Source organism: Bradyrhizobium sp. 604_D8_N2_3 (assembly GCF_051810765.1).
Classification (GTDB): Bacteria; Pseudomonadota; Alphaproteobacteria; order Rhizobiales; family Xanthobacteraceae; genus Bradyrhizobium; species Bradyrhizobium barranii.
The window spans coordinates 8,689,661-8,705,492 of the sequence record NZ_JBPWPM010000001.1 but is presented as its reverse complement, the minus strand read 5'-3'; the positions used below and the strand labels follow the sequence as shown (position 1 = coordinate 8,705,492).

The window sequence follows — 15,832 nt, the reverse complement described above, 5'->3', positions numbered from 1 at the left end:
ACTATCGAGGGTCGCGTTGATCGTGGCGTGCAGCTCAGAACAGGGCTGTCGGGTGGAGATGAGGTTGGGCTCGTCTTGCTCTAGTTGCCCTTTTACAAATTTGTCCCGCGTCAACGTTCTCATGGTACACTATCAGTATGGATCCTATTAGACATTCAAGACCAATTTGTCTTATCGCCGCCATGGATGAAACGCGCGCGATTGGGCGCAACAACGATATACCATGGCGCGTTCCCGGAGAGCAAAGCCGCTTTAAAAAGCTCACTCTGGGCAAACCCATAATCATGGGCCGCAATACCTATGACTCGATCGGACGAGCTCTTCCAGGACGAACAACAATTGTTGTCTCGCGTATCTCACCGACTCCGATCCCTGATGCCATCGTAGTATCTTCAATACCGCAAGCAATTGAGGTCGCGGAGAGCCAGAGTGGCGACGAGATACTCATCGCAGGTGGAGAGCAGATTTATCGCGCATTTATGCCAGTTGCAGACAAAATATACCTCACGTGTATTCATCACAGCTTCGGCGGCGACAGATATTTTCCAGACATTAGTGAAGCGGATTTTGTATTGGCCGAGTCGCAACGAGTGGAAGCGCCAATATCGTATACTTATCTCACCTATCAACGATGCCGCGGCGATTCAGGCTTGATCGACAAAGTCGTATTTTCTTAGGAGCGCTGACCATTCGGCAGGGAACAGCGCCGGATTGTTAAGGATCGAACCGGGATAGAGATTCTCATTCGGACGTCCAAATGCCTTCAGCGCCCGTCGGTTTCGAGCGGCACTATTTCGTATAGCCGCTTCTTCGGCCGGCGTTTGTGGTATCGCGTAGTAGAAAATTGATCCAAAGGAACGGCTCGACCCATCGTTCTGGACGAAATGCCAAGTTCGTAGGTCCATCGCAAGCACGTCTCCGGGCGCCACATCCCATGCTTCCGTCCTCATCAGATGCCCTAAAGACTTGTCGCCGCGGAGCCTATCGTGAATTTCCCGATGATGAGAGTTCAAGAGTAGCGACAGAGCGCCTTGATGCCTGGCCAGCGGTTCGACATACCAATTGAAGCGAACTCCAACCAAGTCAAACCATTCAGCGTCTGCGTGCAAACCAGCGTCACCTACTGATCTATAGCCATCTACCATTACCCCAAAAACCGGCCGGCCCAGCAGACTCTCAGAAAACGATCGAAACCACGAATTCACCAATAATGATCGAGCAGACCGAAATTCCTCCCCTAGTAGTGGCGTCCACTGACGACAGCGGTGAAATGCAGAAAGAGCATCGGCCCGAGCAAGCCCCTCAAGCAACTCTCGCTTCAAAGCAACCACGAGATCAACATCCAGCGCGCCCCGAAGCAAGACTGTGCCGTCCCTCTGTGCTTTCCGAATTGCGTACTTTTGGTTATCCATGACGCCTCGGCGAGAACTCGTTATCTCTTTCGCATCTCGATCAGGTAATATGCACCACGGCGCGCGGCAAAAGTTGGACAGACTCTCTCCAACAGACTGACAGATGCCAGGACGAGTCGGCCCTTCCAGTCATCCGGCACTAGCCGATGCAGATCCGTAACGAAGAGAAAGCGATAAGGACGAAGTGTTACGTTAGCTTGGGAAGTGAAACGCGACCACCAGCGCACCTGTGGCGCGTGGAAGTAAAGATCTTGGCGCGCTCTTGCCAATGGCTCTGATGTGTTTTCATTTGGCGTATCTGAATTGTTACTCAGGCGCTTCGATGGCCTTCTTCTGGAAAGTCTAATTCGGTCCGGATTATAGCTGACGAATACTAGCTTTGCGCCTGGTTTTGCTATCCTCAAAAGCTCGGTGACAGCTTGCTCCTGAATATCCGCAGAAACGTGGTTGACCGCGTTCACACACATAACTGCATCGACACATTCATTCTTGATAGGAAGCTCTGTCATCGAGCCGACTACGCGATGATATCTACCCGCCCTCGTGACTAGGCTCAGGGCAATTTTTGACAGATCGAGGAGAATCGTTTGCGAAAAGCGTTTGTGCGCTTCGTGAAACTCGTCATGCTGTACGGGCCCCGATCCTGCATCAATAAGCAATCCGTGTTCAGTGCACTCAAGAGCACGGATTATTCGCTGCCGGCAATGCGCTTGATAAGCCTTCGCTATCGGTCGTTGGTCCTCCCAAAGAGTATTATCCAGGGGCGGACCGCCGTCGATAGTCGACCAGCCCCGTACATCGTAGAATTGTTTGACGTTGAGTTTCGCGTCCAACTGGGCTACAATGTTTAGTTGTTGATGGTCCTGAGGATATATAACCGCATAGATATAGCCGAATTTTTCGTGGGAGAAAACAATGCTGTCTTTCACCCGAAGCCAAGCAATGGCCGCTCTAAGTCGGTACAACAGATCTGCCGTACTAGCGCTCGATGCGCAAGCAGTTGCGATTTTTTCTACCGGCCTTGGAGCCAGCCCTTCGGAAATTTGTCATCAATTAGAATTCGTCCTCCACCGTTACGGAGGATTGGCTCTTGATCCCCAGCGTGGGAGCCCTGCAACAGAGATCGCTCAATCAGTTCATCAACACCGAGACGCTTGGATTGATCTTCTTGTTGGAGCCAATGCGTTTCATCTGGAACTTGCTGAATGGAATTTCGCGGTTCCGGCGCCGGTTCACTTCGAATGTTTTGGGCTGCTGCGAAGGATAGGCAGCGCGGCTCAAATTAGATGTTTGACAAAATTCATTCATTTGCTTCGCCCTGATGCATTTCCAGTCGTAGATAGCTGGGTTGGCGCCGCACTGGATGTCGGCGTAGACCACAACAGCGGCAAGAACGATTACAGCGACTTCGCCCAACGTTTTTTAGACTTTGTAACGAATCACAGAGAAATTCTGCTCTCGCTAAAATCGAGCGAGACACCTCCAAGCTGGAGCGACATCAAGCTTGTTGACAAGGTCCTGCTATGTCGCAGGGCGGCAGAGTTGCGTGTTGCTGCGTAGTCCCGGGCGGGGCAGCTCGCCATGGACATTGTTCTCGTCAACATGCCTTTGGTAGGGATTGCGCGGCCATCGCTTGGGCTCGGCCTCCTCAAGGCCCTGTTGAAGGAGAGAGGCCTCGACGTTCTAGTGATAAATGCTCACCTTCATTTCGCTGAACAAATCGGATTGAACAGCTACCGCACATTGGTCCGGAACTATAGTCGCTTTCTTGGAGAGTGGATTTTTACTCGCGCGGCCTTTCCATCTGAGAACGAGATCAGCGCGACCGAAGACTACCATCGCTGGCTTCAATCAAATTTCGATGGAGCTTCAACGAATGAGCGCAACCTTGACAAGGCTAGCCTGTCTTCGTTTCGCGAAGCTGCCTGTAAATTCGTTGAGGCGTTGGCGCTTGAAGTATGCGACATCAATCCACGCATCGTCGGGTGCTCATCTGTTTTTCAGCAGCATGTGGCGAGCCTCGCGTTGCTGCGGCACGTTCGCCTGTTCGATCCGACCATTGTTACATTGCTGGGTGGCGCGAATTGCGAGAGCGTTATGGGGGAGGCAACAAAAAGAGTGGCCCCGTGGGTCGACTACATTGTTTCCGGCGAAGCCGATGACGTTATCGTCCAACTATGCGAAGCGATTCTCGACAGTCGGGAACCGCCTAACCTGGCGGCCGCAGGAATAATTGCTCGTGTCGAGCAAACGCGACAAGCGGGGCCGCAAGTCAGGACAGTGCGGGCAACATGTCGAAATATAGATCGCTTGCCGCCGCCGGATTTTGACGAATACTTTGACGATCTTTCTCGTAGCCCACTTAAACAAAATATACACCCGGCCATCTTGTCCGAGACCTCGCGCGGCTGCTGGTGGGGCGAAACCAAGCACTGCACTTTCTGCGGTCTGAACGGCGAGCAAATGCTGTTTCGTACAAAAGCGCCCGCACGGATACTTAGTGAGTTCTCTCATCTGACAAAAACATACGGAGTTCGTCGGATCGGACTAGTTGACAACATATTTGCCCACAAATGGTTTGAGACCCTACTGCCTAGGCTCGAAGAACAAAGCGACAAGCCGGAATTGTTCTATGAAATTAAGACGAATCTGACGCGCAAACAGGTGGCACAGCTACGCCGAGCGGGTGTCCTGTCGATCCAACCGGGAATCGAATCGCTTTCGACCGAGTTGCTTCGGCTCATGGGTAAGGGGAGCCTAACCACTCATGCCATACAGCTCCTGAAATGGTGCTCTGAATACGGAGTTCAGGCACGCTGGTCCATACTGCATGGTTTTCCGACCGAGTCTGACGCTTGCTACGCAGAAGTCGCCAACTGGTTGCCCGCGATTTTCCACCTAGAGCCGCCGCTTGGAGTCTTCCCCGTCGAGTTTCACAGGTTCAGCGTCTACCACGATAAGGCCGAAGAATTCGCTCTAAGACTGAGGCCGCACAGTGCGTATGCGCACGTTTATCCGTTCGATTCAGAGACGCTGACGGATATCGCATATATGTTCGAAGCAGACGGTAGGGTGAGAGAACGCTCACCAAATGTCGAGAGGTTACGAAAGCTGACAATTCAGTGGCGCGAGGAATTCGACTACAATCGTCAAGCACTTGTCATGCATGACGACATGGACAAGATTACAATCGACGACAAACGAATCTGCCGCACAGCATCTACCCATGTGCTAACGGATCTTGACGCGGTGGTCTATCGTATGAGCGATGCCGCGCCTCCGAGATGGCAACTCATTGCGAGCGCGGTTCGCGAAGCGAATTGCGATCCGTCAAAGGTTGAACAGGCAATAGCGGCGCTTGAGACAGCTGGGCTTGTCCTTAGCATGGACGATCGCTTGATCGGCTTGGCCGTCAGGCCTGGACGCGCCTACAAGTACAAAGGCGATTACGATCCATATGGTTCAGTCGACTGGACGGACACCGTTGACAGGTCGATGCGAGAGGCGAATTAGGTATGGGCGTCAAGGTCATAGTCGCCTATTCGGACCAAGGTGTGCTTGCAGCAAGCCTATTGCAGAGATTTGCGGCAAAGAACGGCGCTGTGCGTGTTGTAGGAGTGATTAAGCCTGAAACGGAACACTGCCCGGAGGGGGCACGTGTATCGGGCGCTCCGGTGGCTCTGCTAAAGCAACCGAAATCAGCGTCCGTTGCGGACCGCAGCGACGAATTCTTTCGTGTTTGCGAGTCCTTCGGGGGGGGCATCGTCATCCTAGCACATTTCCTGCGGCTACTTAGGATCCCGCAGTCCTACAACGGCCGGGTCATAAATGTTCACGGCTCACTCCTTCCAAGGTTTGCTGGCCGCGGTCGGTTTGGACGCAAGCTGCAAAGAGAAATCTTATCGTCTCGTCCGAACGAGACAGGGTGCACGATACATGTTGTCACTGATAGCTACGATCAAGGCAGGGTTCTAGCCCACGCGCGATGCAAAATACTCGATGATGATACGGTCGATTCGCTTCACCGACGCGTGTTGGCTCTTGAACTGGACTGTCTTGCGCGGGTGGTCGAGGAGGAGGGAGCGCGCTTGTTGGCGCAGTCCGCAGCATGACCCAATCGTATTCCAGTTTTCGATCGACTGAGCGTCTTCACCTACGCAAGCGTTGCGCTGCGGAAATTCCGGAGGCGCTTTTGCTCGAAGGCGATCTACTAGCAAACGATTCGTCCTTCGTGACGTGCGGTAGCGGATTAGAGATCCTAAGAGGGCATCGCCCAGTTATCGTTATAGCGCCGCATGCGACCGTTCATCCCAGGGCCGGCCGGCTGAAGTACGCGGAGATCGGTACGGCCTCCTTAGCGCGGTTGATTCACAGGCTGTCGGGAGCGCATGCCATATATCCAACAAGACGAAGTCTCGTTGATCCCGCCTTTACGGAAAAAAGCGTCTTAAAAAGCACCTTAGACACGCTGCTTCCAGAGATACGGCCCTCTATTCTCATTGATCTCCATGCGCTGTCGCCACTCAGGATCCAGGACATCGATCTTGGTTCCATGTGGGGAGCATCTGTCGGAGCACAACAAAAATTTGTCGCCGCTCTCTTAAATGAACTTCATCGTGCAGGGCTTACTCATATTAGTATGAATCGACTACCAGCGACCCGTCCAAGTACAATTACGCGCTGGGCAACAAGCGTCGGAGTGCCCTGTATTCAGTGCGAGGTGCACTCAAGATGGTTGCTTCAGCCGCAGTGTGATGATCTGCAGAAGCAGCGTTTCATCCAATTGGCGTCCGCCATAGTAAGTTGCATCTCAACCTGGATACCAAGGGTAGCGCAGCCATTAAGTGAACGCCACCTACGATCGAAAGAGCTCATCAGGGAGGAGTCTTTACATGTCACCGTTATTAGCGACCTATATCAAAATCAACAGTCTAACGAGCATGTTGGCAGAAGATAAGGCCTTGCTGAAGGAGGCCAAGCTTAACCCTCATGCAGCGTTTGCTAAACGCGGAATCGATCTGACACCTGAAGAATCGAAAGTTATTGTTGATATTATACACGACACTCGGAAATCAGCTCTGTCGAAACGACCGAAGAAGCCGCGTGATTGGGTCAATATGTTGCATCGTCAACTAGGTCACGCTGTTCGCGAATAGTGGTTAGGAGAATCGAACCTAGGGCCACACAGCAAATTTGGGAGATCAGCATGTCGCCTCACCTCGCGACAATGATAAAGATCAACAGCCTCGTAAAGATGATGGCTGAGGACGAAAAAATATTGGCGGAAGCAGAGAAGGATCCGCGGCAGGCATTTTCCAAACTTGGAATCGAATTGTCCCAGGACGAAGTGCTTGCCATAACAGACGTAGTGCAAAATACCCGGACTTCTAACCTTTCTAAACGTCCAGCCGAGCCGACTGATTGGATCGAATCTCTAAACCGCCAGTTGGGAAATGCACAAAAGCGGTAGCTGGTTGGCGACAATAGTCGGCATCGACCTGATATACGCGGCCGATGGTAGTTGGCGAATACTCGAAGCAAACGACAGTCCCTTTGGGCTGGCGCTCGCCGACAGTATGAATGCTGGCGTTCGCGACGCAGCGTTTGTCGGCAGGTCGACCCCCGCGCTAGCAGCCGAACTCGCTTTTGCCGGCGGAGCTGACGGCGTCCTTGCGCTCTTGCCTGAAGGCTATCGGTACATTCCGGACGCGGCTAGGGAGAACGATGCATCCTCTAACCGAGAACGCTTCGAGCTGACTGAGTTCCTTCGTCAGTTCAACATCCTCGGCTGTCCATTCGAATTTCGAGGGTTGGACGAAATCGAAGTTGTCGGATCGGAGGTACGGACCCCAACCCTGGGTCGTCCCGGATGTGTGTATGTGAACCTAATTTTCAAAAGGTTTCCAGAATGCCGTATCGATCAGCTCTGCGTAAACGACCTCAGGGTTCGACAAATTTGCCGTGACAAGTGGGTCACTCATAAAATCGGAGCCAGCGCCTTCAACGGCCGACATTCGGTCAAGACTGCGGTCCTCGCTGATCGTCATGGATGCTCTAAGCTGTTAGACGAAGTCCGTCACGACAACGGTTATGTGCTACTGAAGCCACGATTTGGCTCCGGCGGAATGGGCATCATTCGCTTGAGGGCTCGCGAATTTGAGTTTGATGAGCCGCTTGAGTCGTACATGAACTCGATCTTACCTCTTTCCACTTCATCGCACTGGCTGCTCCAAGAATGGATCCCATCGCGGGTGACAAACAGCAGTTATCGACAGTATCAGTTTGATGTGCGCGTCTATCTTGTTAACGGCGTTCCTCTTTCCGGATTGGTCTGCTCTGCGGCCGCACCGGCCGATGCCGGAGATTCCGGCCCGTTAACGTGGTTAACGACCCTCGGGAAAAAATCTCCTCTTTTGCTCACCGATTCCCAGGCGTCTACCAATCCGTCAGATGTTGCAATTCGGACCTCCGTGCGCGACGAGCTTGTAAGTCTTGTAAGGCGGTTCGCTCAGGCTATCGAAGGTGCCGCGGCAACGTTAGACTACGAAGAAGTTGTTTCTGAAATCCAAAATCGCTTTCCTTCAGTATTTGATCTTTCGGATGGCTCGACATCAAGCAGCTAAATTGAGAATTCCTATGCTGAGGAAATCTGGCGCTGTGAGTCGGCGACACTGCTATCGACCCCCGTCATTGTGGTCGTCAACATTCACGGTGAACTTTCGCGACGACCAACTGCTCTTCCTCGCCGAGGAGGTCCGAACGTGCCGGCCGCCTGGCTAACACGCTCGAGCTCGACGTCGATGTTTGTCGGCAAGACTGCAGAAGTTGGAAATGGAATACGACGGGGTCGTGCTGCTCATTCGGCTCGCGCACCATCCAGGGCATGCTCATGGGTCGCCGGACTTCTAAGTACGTCCTCCAGTATGGTTGCGCGACCGGCACTATTGCAACCGCCCGATTTCTGGGTAAGCTCTACTTTTACTTGCAAGTTGTACCGGAGCTCAGATGCGCAGCTTGTTCTGCTATGCCGCTCTTTTCACCACCTTGATTTCAACGCCCGTACTATCTGACGCAGGCCTGCCACCGGTAGGGCCGTCGCCTCTATTATCAATCTCAAGCGATAGATTGGCCTTTGAACTTGCTTACACCCGCAAGCTCCTAGCGGATGAATACTTTATTCGTGGTGACGCCGGTTCGGCGAATGCGGAATACCGATCGGCACGAATGCAACTCGACAAAGTTGCTCCCGATGCACAAGACGTAGACGGCAATGAGCGAGGTTTACTCGCGGACGATATATCCTATCGGCAGCTCTTGATTGAACACGGCAAGAGTTTCTGGGGCGGATCTTATTTCCGGCAACCTATTAATCCCACATTCGAATTCCTACGATTCTCAGAAACCGTGAGCCAGCTCAGCGATGTAAAGAAAAAGCTAGACGAGCTGCTCAGTGCGGCGATGGCGAAACAGGAGCAGAACGTGTCGTTCGAGATAGGTACGATCGAACAGCAAAAGAACGGTGATGTCGCCGCCTTAAACAACGCTAAATCTCTTGTTCAGCAGCGCTTTAATGGTCGGCAAGTTAAGATCTTATCGGACCGAAAGCAGGACATTCGAACTCGACAAGCCGAGATCGCGCAGATTAGCGACGGACTTCGGAAGCAGATTGCGTCTGTCAATGCACAAATGAGCGCAAGCATTGCCAGCGGCATTACGAGTGCCGTTGGCTTACCGGACGTGCAGTCGGCCAAAGGACTTATCGAAGGCCAATCCTTGGATAAGTCGCTCTTGGCGATCGCCGACGCGACGCTCGCGTCAAGAACGTCAACTCTGGCTCGATCGATTGAGGCGTATTCGAAGACGGCGCAGGAATTTGCATCTTACTACCAGTCCGTGAAGGGCATCGCAGATGATGTAGCGTTGCTTCAACGGCAGGTGGCTACGCTTCGCTCTCGTAGTATTGATGAACTGATCCAGGTAGGGATATCCGCGTACGCTCAAATGAATCCGAGTGATCAGTCAAAATTGCTGAAGATCGCCGCAGACCCAAATGTGAAAACCGTCGTCAATTTGGCGAGAAAGGGCGGAGATATCCGGCAGGTAGTTTCCGATTACATTACCAAGAACGCCGATGCCGATAAGTTGGGCCGTCAAGTCATCAATACAATGATTGCTAGTCAGTTTTCCGACTTCGCTGACTATTATGCCGAATTCCTGACGCGTTCCCTTCCCTTAATTGACTCGGCCGAAAGATCGCGAGCACTTTACGAATCCCTCTTTCAGGGATGGTCCCAAGTAATAGCCAATGAGCTATTTGACTCGCAAACTGCCGAGGCGATCGCAAATAGCATCGGCGCCAACTGCAAAGGAAATCCGAGCGACTGCCGAAAGAAAGTTGCTGAGACGCTTGCTCGATCGGGCGCAGCTTCGCTCCCGACAATCAAGGTCGATATTGATCGCATCCGCGTTGTTACCTCAAGTAACAGTCAGATCACTCTGTTTGAAATGAAGACGGTCGACTTTGTTTCACGGGTGCTGAAGCGAGAAATGGATCTCACGCAGTCAGAGGCGCAACGTGACGCAAACGAGTTGTTGACGCGGATGTTAAGCATCGACCCGAACTTCAGCAAATCTCTTGTTTCATTGCTCCCAAACATATCTTTTGATGAACAGATCGAAAGTCTAATACAAGCAGCGAACCTGGCGAGCCCCGACAATGGTGATAAAACTCGTAATTTGGGGCGTAAGATACTCTCCGAAGCGAACTCAGCAGATAGGAAGAAAGCCGAAACAGAAATCGCCTCGTTTGCGGCGGGAAGTGCTCTCGCCGCCAAGCCCGAGGTTATTAGCCGAGCACTGGACATCACCTCTCGCCCGCCACCGAACACTAATCGAGCTTCGCCACAAGATCCAAATCAGCAGCTCGCACTGAAGGCGCTGTCGATGACTGGGCCTTATGGCGCAGCAATCGCTTTCGCGGTTCAAATCGTATCTTCGATGGGTCAGATGAATGATCTGGTAGCGCAAGCAAATCGGTTGCATGATGAGGACCTTCAGCTGACAATCGAGGCATTGCACATCGAGGATTTGATACAAGAAGCTCGGCTCTCCGACGCTCTGGCGGAACTCGACTCCCGAATAGCTGAGCGTCAGGCAACTGCGGCACTAGCGCAGAGAGATGTTCTCCAAGCCGCCTTCTTGAACACTGCGGCGGACCGACAGTCTTTCATCCGTAAAGCTAAGCTCCTGATGCCTCGCTTTTGGCTACTCGCCGAGCTCTGTCGCTCGCAATTTGAAGCTCTTGATCGCTCCCTTTCCACGTGGGTGGGAAACCCGACGGAGAAGGATGGCGAAATCGAATCTACTTTTCGAAACGCCGCGTGGGCTCGGTATTCTCTGGACGGAGACATCAAGCTGTACCAATGGCTTGATCGCTCTATCGAGGGCGAGCGATCTGACCTAGATCAGCTTGTAGAGCACTGGAAGCGGCTATTGGAGTTGGCGCGTCAATACTGCTCAAGGCAAGGATGCGATGGGCACGGCGCGCTGATCAACCAGTACAACGTGACCGATGAACTTTCCCTTTCGGCACTCCTGACCGCGAGCGACCTTCAACGATTGAGGAACTGGCAGTCCCAAGCAGATGGGCCGCAATCTATCGAGCTTCCATTCTTCTTGAGTGAGAAGTCTAGCCGCCTCCCTGCTAATCTTGAGGCCGTGCGATTCGCGGACGCCGCGATTTCGGCGTTTGATGGCCAAAGAGGGTATCGTCCTTTACCGAGCGCTCAATTGGCGCACAGCGGCGCTGGATATTTGAAGATCAATCATCGCATTGTTCGGGAAAGCTTTATCCCGCAAACCAAAGCGAACCTAAGCTATATTGTAGACGCGGAGCGAATAAGTGATTTCGTTTCGGACCTCCCTCAAAGATGGACCCCTAACGGGGTGTCACTCGGAAAGCTTGAGGGGTATCCACTGTTCTCACTTTACGTTTTGACAATCTTTAGAAGCGAGGCCACCAGTCGGGAAAACATGGCCGATGTTCGGCTGAGGCTGTTCTATTCATTCCGCTCTCAGAATGATGGAGTCAAGGATCTCGTCGAGGTGATGAATGCTCAACATTTTTGGATCGAATGCGAAGGAAGTGACGGTTCCGCGCTGATGATCCCAATCGATCAAGTGGAAGCAATAGTGCCTGCCAAGGCAGTATATGACGCGGGAGATCGCTTTCGCTCGTTGTCCATAGCCGGCGGCAACAACTGCAAGCCCCAAGCCAGACAATAACAACAATTGCGTGGTCACTACGATGCGATCGACATATTTCTTAGTCTTGATCTCACTTGTTCCGACGCTAGCTTTTGCTCAGACCGATGAACCAATAAGAGGCGACGTGTCTGCTAGCTGGCACGATCCTACTCTTGTCGCGCTTAAGGATAAGGCCCAATTTCTTCCAGGCCAAAAGCTTACAATATCGCTGACCGGCAGTATCGATGTTAATCCCGAGGAGCATAGCGACTGCAACAAAGACTGGCTCGGTCAATGCCATCGCACCTACTGGACGGAACACCACTATCGCAATCCCGGCCAGACGCCTGCAACTTTCCATCTCGCGCGGACCGACGGTCAAGGGCAGCCAATTTCTTTTGTCGTTGGAGGGTCCTCTGTTCAGATCGATATACCCGTCACAGGCAAAGAGTTTGACAAGCCGTTTGAATTGAGGGGTTACATTGCCGCACCAGGAAGTGGTGTTGACGCAGCTCGCAGTTTGCTCAGCTACTCAGTATCAATCACGGTCGATGCCAGACAGAGGGTGGATGCGCTTACAAGCTTCTTCGCTGCGCGGAGCCCCACGGCTGCCGAAATTGTAGACAATTCCAAAGTTGTTGATGCAATCAGCGCGAACCAGTTTGGCTCGCTCTGCGCTCAGAAGATCAGAACCTTTGCTGCGACCAACTTCCCTATTAGCTCAGGCAAGTCAGCGCAGGAGAGCCAATTGATGATTCTCCAGTATGCAAAGCGCCTTGCGCCACAGGATTCGGCAAACACTCAGGCGTTGGCGGATTTCTACAACGCGGTCGGACTAGCGAGTCTCGCCGAAGCAGAATATAATAAGACGATCGCCCAGCAGGAACAGCAGGCCAAGCTCTCCCAGTCTGTGAAGGACAAGGTCGTCCTTGCGGAGTTAACTGGAAATATGGGAGCCATGATAGCCCAGAATGCAGGCAGCTTTGACCCTGGGGCGCTACAGCGCGCCGATACTTTCTTTGACAGGGCTGCGAGTATCTATCAATCGGTGAATTTCTCCGATCGCAGAGGCGGCGCTCTTGCTGCCAGAGCGAGCGTACTCCGCCGTCTTAGGACGATTGGAGCGCTCCAGAGCTCCATTGATTTATATCAGCGAGCCAGCACCTCGATGGCGCGGACTGTTGTAGGAGACGTGGCAGTTCGCAGCAGTGATGGTAGGACGTTGCTAACAGGGGCTTCTTACTCGGGCTATCGGATCGTAGATATCGGGACTGGTAGAACGCATTCTGACTACTGGAAGACGGGACAAGATTTCAATCCAGTAGCTTGGGATGCTGCCAATCAAAGGATTTTGTTGCGATCGGCGGACACGCTGGTTTGGCGCGATCCCTTCGACCCTACGGCGAACGTCGTACCCGCCACTGCAGCACTGGCAGATCGCTTTGTGGCGTCCTCGAGCACAATCATAGGTATCTCCAACGCAGACGGGACTGCACGAGCGATTACCAAGGGCGGATCTGATTTAAGACTCCGTGTGGAAAATGAAGATGTCTGCGAATATCGCTCAGTATACACACAGGTGCCGTCTCCGAATCCAGCGGCTCCTATGTTTAAGACCTACGGGCCCACGGTACTGTCTTTCGATGGAAAGATCGTTGCTATTACATGCGGCGCGCGCGTGGGCGTTTTCGCTATCGAGGACGAAAAGCTGAGGAGCTTAGGAGTTTTCGATGCCGCAAAGTTCACCGGCAGAATAACGGATATTATATCGGTCGCACTCTCGCCTGACGGTACCAAGTTGGCGTTAATCGCCCGAAGCGCCCCAAATCCGTCGATGCCTGCTGCACCGGGACGGCCACCAGCTTGGGACGATCGCGCTATCGTTTCCGACGTTTTAAATCCACCTCAGTCTCCCAAGGAAATTCCCTTGGCCGCCGAACTCAAGACACCGAGGATGCCGGTACTCAATCCGTTGCTGGCGATTGCATTTGGGCCGGACGGACAATCGCTAGCGATCTCTAGTGGTCTCTTCCTCCAATTGGCCAGCCTGACTGATGGATCATCGGTTATCAAGGCATTGTCCTATGATCGAGACGCTTCAGTGCGCCCCCGTATTCTGAGCCCCTACGAGCCCTACTTATCCATTGAACGTTCATCGGCGACGGAATTCTTTATCAAAGATTGGATGTCTGGAGGAATAAGCTTAGTGGATTGGCCTTCACGGACTGTTCGCTCCGTCGCGATCGATCAGAGTGCTGCTAGCGAACTGGCTGTTGGCACAATCGTAACAAGGAACAATTCGGACGGCCCTCACACATTCTGGATCGGTCAGCGGCAATTCTTAGAGCTTACTCACTCGATAGCGTCAAAGGATGCGAGCGTCGAAAGCCTTCCATCATCGATCAAGGGCGAAATCAGCAGCGTCGGACAGCCCCCGTTGCTTCTAACCGGCTCTAGCTATCTTGTTGGTCGCGAACCGTTCAGTAGAAGCACCACCGTAATTCAAATTGGAAAAAGCCAGCAAGCAATTCCACTTCCGAAGGGCAACGACGTGGGATTTGTGCTGGCGCTCGGTTCACCTGATTCCTGGGCGCGCGTCTCTCTAGACCGGCAGGCTTTCCAAGCAACCGTCGAATTTATGCGCGGCTTTGACAAGGTCGGGGAGACCTCACTCCCGCCCGTGCCGAATTCTTATAAAGATCATCTCTTGGCGAACTGGCGGGCCATCGTAGACACCTGGGGAAAGAACGGTCGGCCTCAATTTGTAGATCCAAACGAACGCTTCCTACTCACGCAGCCTAGAGATGTAGAAGAGGCCATTGGGCATACAGAAAGACTTTTAGTAGGATGGCGTCCTGCCCTGACCGTCGGCAACGCGATTCTCCCGAACGGCAATGACAATCTTGGCCCTGTCGTGTTCCAGCCGTTCGTTCGTTATACGACGCTCGATGGACGACCTCTAGAAGTCCTCCCAACACAAACCATGTATGCTGTCGTCGATCCGAAGGCGATGTCTACTTCAGACACAATCGCTCTGGTGGATTTTCACGATACGATTCCACTTGCAATCTTGAATGAAACATCAGCCATTGTCGTCCAAGTAAAGCCAGGCCCAAATGGGCAGATGAGCAGTTCGTTTTTCACCCGCTCGCTCAAGAGCGAAATACTCTCGCCGATACAGACCCGCTTGTCGGATATAGGTGCAGCTGGAGCTGCACCTAGCCTGCAGAGTTATCAAGTTGCAAGCGACGGAATATTGTTTGACCTTGTTGGCTTCACGCCGAAATCGCCAACCTTCTTTGAGCCTTGGCTCGAGTCATTCTCGCTCAAAGGCTCAGTGGCACAGCCAATGCCTTGTCGATCGTGTGTGGATCTTGATGCTAGCGAACTTCCTCGCTTGTTAGGCTCAATAAACAGATCGGTCGTGGCATCTTTCGGCAATCTGTCTCCGCTCATGCTGTCCAGCTCGCTTCGCACGAGCGTAGATCTCAAAAGGCAGATGAGTTTGGCTGGCAAGCTTCTCGAAGTTATCGACATACCTTCTAACTCAGTTCTGCTAAGTACTGGCGCCGCGCTCCCACGAGCCATCGAGGGGAATGTCGCAGTTATCCAAGAATCCCCTCATTTGTTGAAGGTCTACTCGCTCAACTGAAGCGTACACGGAGCATGCCGATGTTGAAAGAGTTTCGAGCGGCACTCTATTCACTGTGCCTGTTGGGTATATCCTCTGCTATGGCGGACGAGGTGATAATGCGAAGCCTTGACCTGCCAGGAGCGTCAATGGAGCAAGAAATCACTTACTCGCCAACTCGCATAGAATACGAGCGAGTACGGGATGATACGCTGACGCGCTTAAAGCAGGGCGATAAGACGGCAATGGTGAATCCAGGCAATGGACCGTGGATGCGAGTTGAAACGACGGCAAAGATTGGATTTGCCTATAAGGGAATAGGAGTATCAGAAGGGCGGAAACACCTTCGCCAGATTTCGGCCGCCGAAGAGGCGTTGTATCGCTATGAGCAAAAGGATTGAATTTAGTTCACTCTTGCACGTTGGACGGCGGTCCATCAACTCAGGGAGCTTTCCGCCAAGCCCTTTGCGAGGCACGACGGGCTTATGCCGAACGGAGTTCGTCCGGATCGCGTTGATCTGTGCAAAAGCACTCTCGCCCGCTA

General features: G+C 52.8%; 12 protein-coding genes. 10 read left to right on the top strand and 2 right to left on the bottom strand.

The features are described 5' to 3' along the window. The first annotated feature begins 137 nt into the window (after positions 1-137). Positions 138-677 (top strand): dihydrofolate reductase, encoded by a 540-nt coding sequence (locus AB7245_RS41825; RefSeq protein WP_439035648.1) that lies wholly within the window; start codon positions 138-140, stop codon positions 675-677. Here AB7245_RS41825 and AB7245_RS41820 read toward each other — a convergent pair. Both AB7245_RS41820 and AB7245_RS41815 read right to left on the bottom strand, forming a co-directional pair. After that, on the bottom strand, positions 645-1,412 hold the full coding sequence (locus AB7245_RS41820) for a hypothetical protein (RefSeq protein WP_439035647.1): 768 nt from the start codon (positions 1,410-1,412) through the stop codon (positions 645-647). The genes AB7245_RS41825 and AB7245_RS41820 overlap by 33 nt on opposite strands. Before the next feature lie 20 nt (positions 1,413-1,432). After that, a complete protein-coding gene (locus tag AB7245_RS41815) occupies positions 1,433-2,341 on the bottom strand; it encodes a class I SAM-dependent methyltransferase (protein ID WP_439035646.1) in 909 nt (302 codons plus the stop codon). Here AB7245_RS41815 and AB7245_RS41810 point away from each other — a divergent pair. The 9 genes from AB7245_RS41810 (at position 2,328) to AB7245_RS41770 (ending at position 15,689) form a co-directional block, all read left to right on the top strand. Beyond that, complete coding sequence (locus AB7245_RS41810) at positions 2,328-2,972, top strand: hypothetical protein (RefSeq protein ID WP_439035645.1); 645 nt, start codon at positions 2,328-2,330, stop codon at positions 2,970-2,972. The genes AB7245_RS41815 and AB7245_RS41810 overlap by 14 nt on opposite strands. Before the next feature lie 21 nt (positions 2,973-2,993). Beyond that, the gene (locus AB7245_RS41805; RefSeq protein WP_439035644.1) at positions 2,994-4,925 is read left to right on the top strand and encodes a RiPP maturation radical SAM C-methyltransferase; all 1,932 of its coding nucleotides are present in this window, start codon (positions 2,994-2,996) and stop codon (positions 4,923-4,925) included. A gap of 2 nt (positions 4,926-4,927) precedes the next feature. Beyond that, a complete protein-coding gene (locus AB7245_RS41800; protein ID WP_439035643.1) occupies positions 4,928-5,524 on the top strand; it encodes a formyltransferase family protein in 597 nt (198 codons plus the stop codon). Positions 5,525-6,304: 780 nt separating this feature from the next. Next, positions 6,305-6,568 (top strand): hypothetical protein, encoded by a 264-nt coding sequence (locus AB7245_RS41795; protein ID WP_439035642.1) that lies wholly within the window; start codon positions 6,305-6,307, stop codon positions 6,566-6,568. Between the two features lie 50 nt (positions 6,569-6,618). Next, entirely contained in the window at positions 6,619-6,882 is a 264-nt protein-coding gene (locus AB7245_RS41790; protein WP_439035641.1) for a hypothetical protein, read from the top strand. After that, complete coding sequence (locus tag AB7245_RS41785) at positions 6,866-8,035, top strand: ATP-grasp domain-containing protein (protein ID WP_439035640.1); 1,170 nt, start codon at positions 6,866-6,868, stop codon at positions 8,033-8,035. Before AB7245_RS41790 ends, AB7245_RS41785 begins: the two co-directional genes overlap by 17 nt. A gap of 382 nt (positions 8,036-8,417) precedes the next feature. Beyond that, a complete protein-coding gene (locus tag AB7245_RS41780) occupies positions 8,418-11,696 on the top strand; it encodes a hypothetical protein (RefSeq protein ID WP_439035639.1) in 3,279 nt (1,092 codons plus the stop codon). A 106-nt stretch (positions 11,697-11,802) separates the two neighbouring features. Then, positions 11,803-15,309, top strand: a complete 3,507-nt coding sequence (locus AB7245_RS41775; RefSeq protein ID WP_439035638.1) for a hypothetical protein — start codon at positions 11,803-11,805, stop codon at positions 15,307-15,309. 20 nt (positions 15,310-15,329) lie between these two features. Beyond that, the gene (locus AB7245_RS41770; RefSeq protein WP_439035637.1) at positions 15,330-15,689 is read left to right on the top strand and encodes a hypothetical protein; all 360 of its coding nucleotides are present in this window, start codon (positions 15,330-15,332) and stop codon (positions 15,687-15,689) included. Positions 15,690-15,832: the final 143 nt, after the last annotated feature.

What these genes read in the sequence shown, in the direction of transcription:
- AB7245_RS41790 (WP_439035641.1), top strand. Translation starts at nt 6,619, where the DNA reads ATGTCGCCTCACCTCGCGACAATGATAAAGATCAACAGCCTCGTAAAG.
- AB7245_RS41785 (WP_439035640.1), top strand. Translation starts at nt 6,866, where the DNA reads ATGCACAAAAGCGGTAGCTGGTTGGCGACAATAGTCGGCATCGACCTG.
- AB7245_RS41780 (WP_439035639.1), top strand. Translation starts at nt 8,418, where the DNA reads ATGCGCAGCTTGTTCTGCTATGCCGCTCTTTTCACCACCTTGATTTCA.
- AB7245_RS41800 (WP_439035643.1), top strand. Translation starts at nt 4,928, where the DNA reads ATGGGCGTCAAGGTCATAGTCGCCTATTCGGACCAAGGTGTGCTTGCA.
- AB7245_RS41770 (WP_439035637.1), top strand. Translation starts at nt 15,330, where the DNA reads ATGTTGAAAGAGTTTCGAGCGGCACTCTATTCACTGTGCCTGTTGGGT.
- AB7245_RS41805 (WP_439035644.1), top strand. Translation starts at nt 2,994, where the DNA reads ATGGACATTGTTCTCGTCAACATGCCTTTGGTAGGGATTGCGCGGCCA.
- AB7245_RS41825 (WP_439035648.1), top strand. Translation starts at nt 138, where the DNA reads ATGGATCCTATTAGACATTCAAGACCAATTTGTCTTATCGCCGCCATG.
- AB7245_RS41820 (WP_439035647.1), bottom strand. Translation starts at nt 1,412, where the DNA reads ATGGATAACCAAAAGTACGCAATTCGGAAAGCACAGAGGGACGGCACA.
- AB7245_RS41795 (WP_439035642.1), top strand. Translation starts at nt 6,305, where the DNA reads ATGTCACCGTTATTAGCGACCTATATCAAAATCAACAGTCTAACGAGC.
- AB7245_RS41810 (WP_439035645.1), top strand. Translation starts at nt 2,328, where the DNA reads ATGCTGTCTTTCACCCGAAGCCAAGCAATGGCCGCTCTAAGTCGGTAC.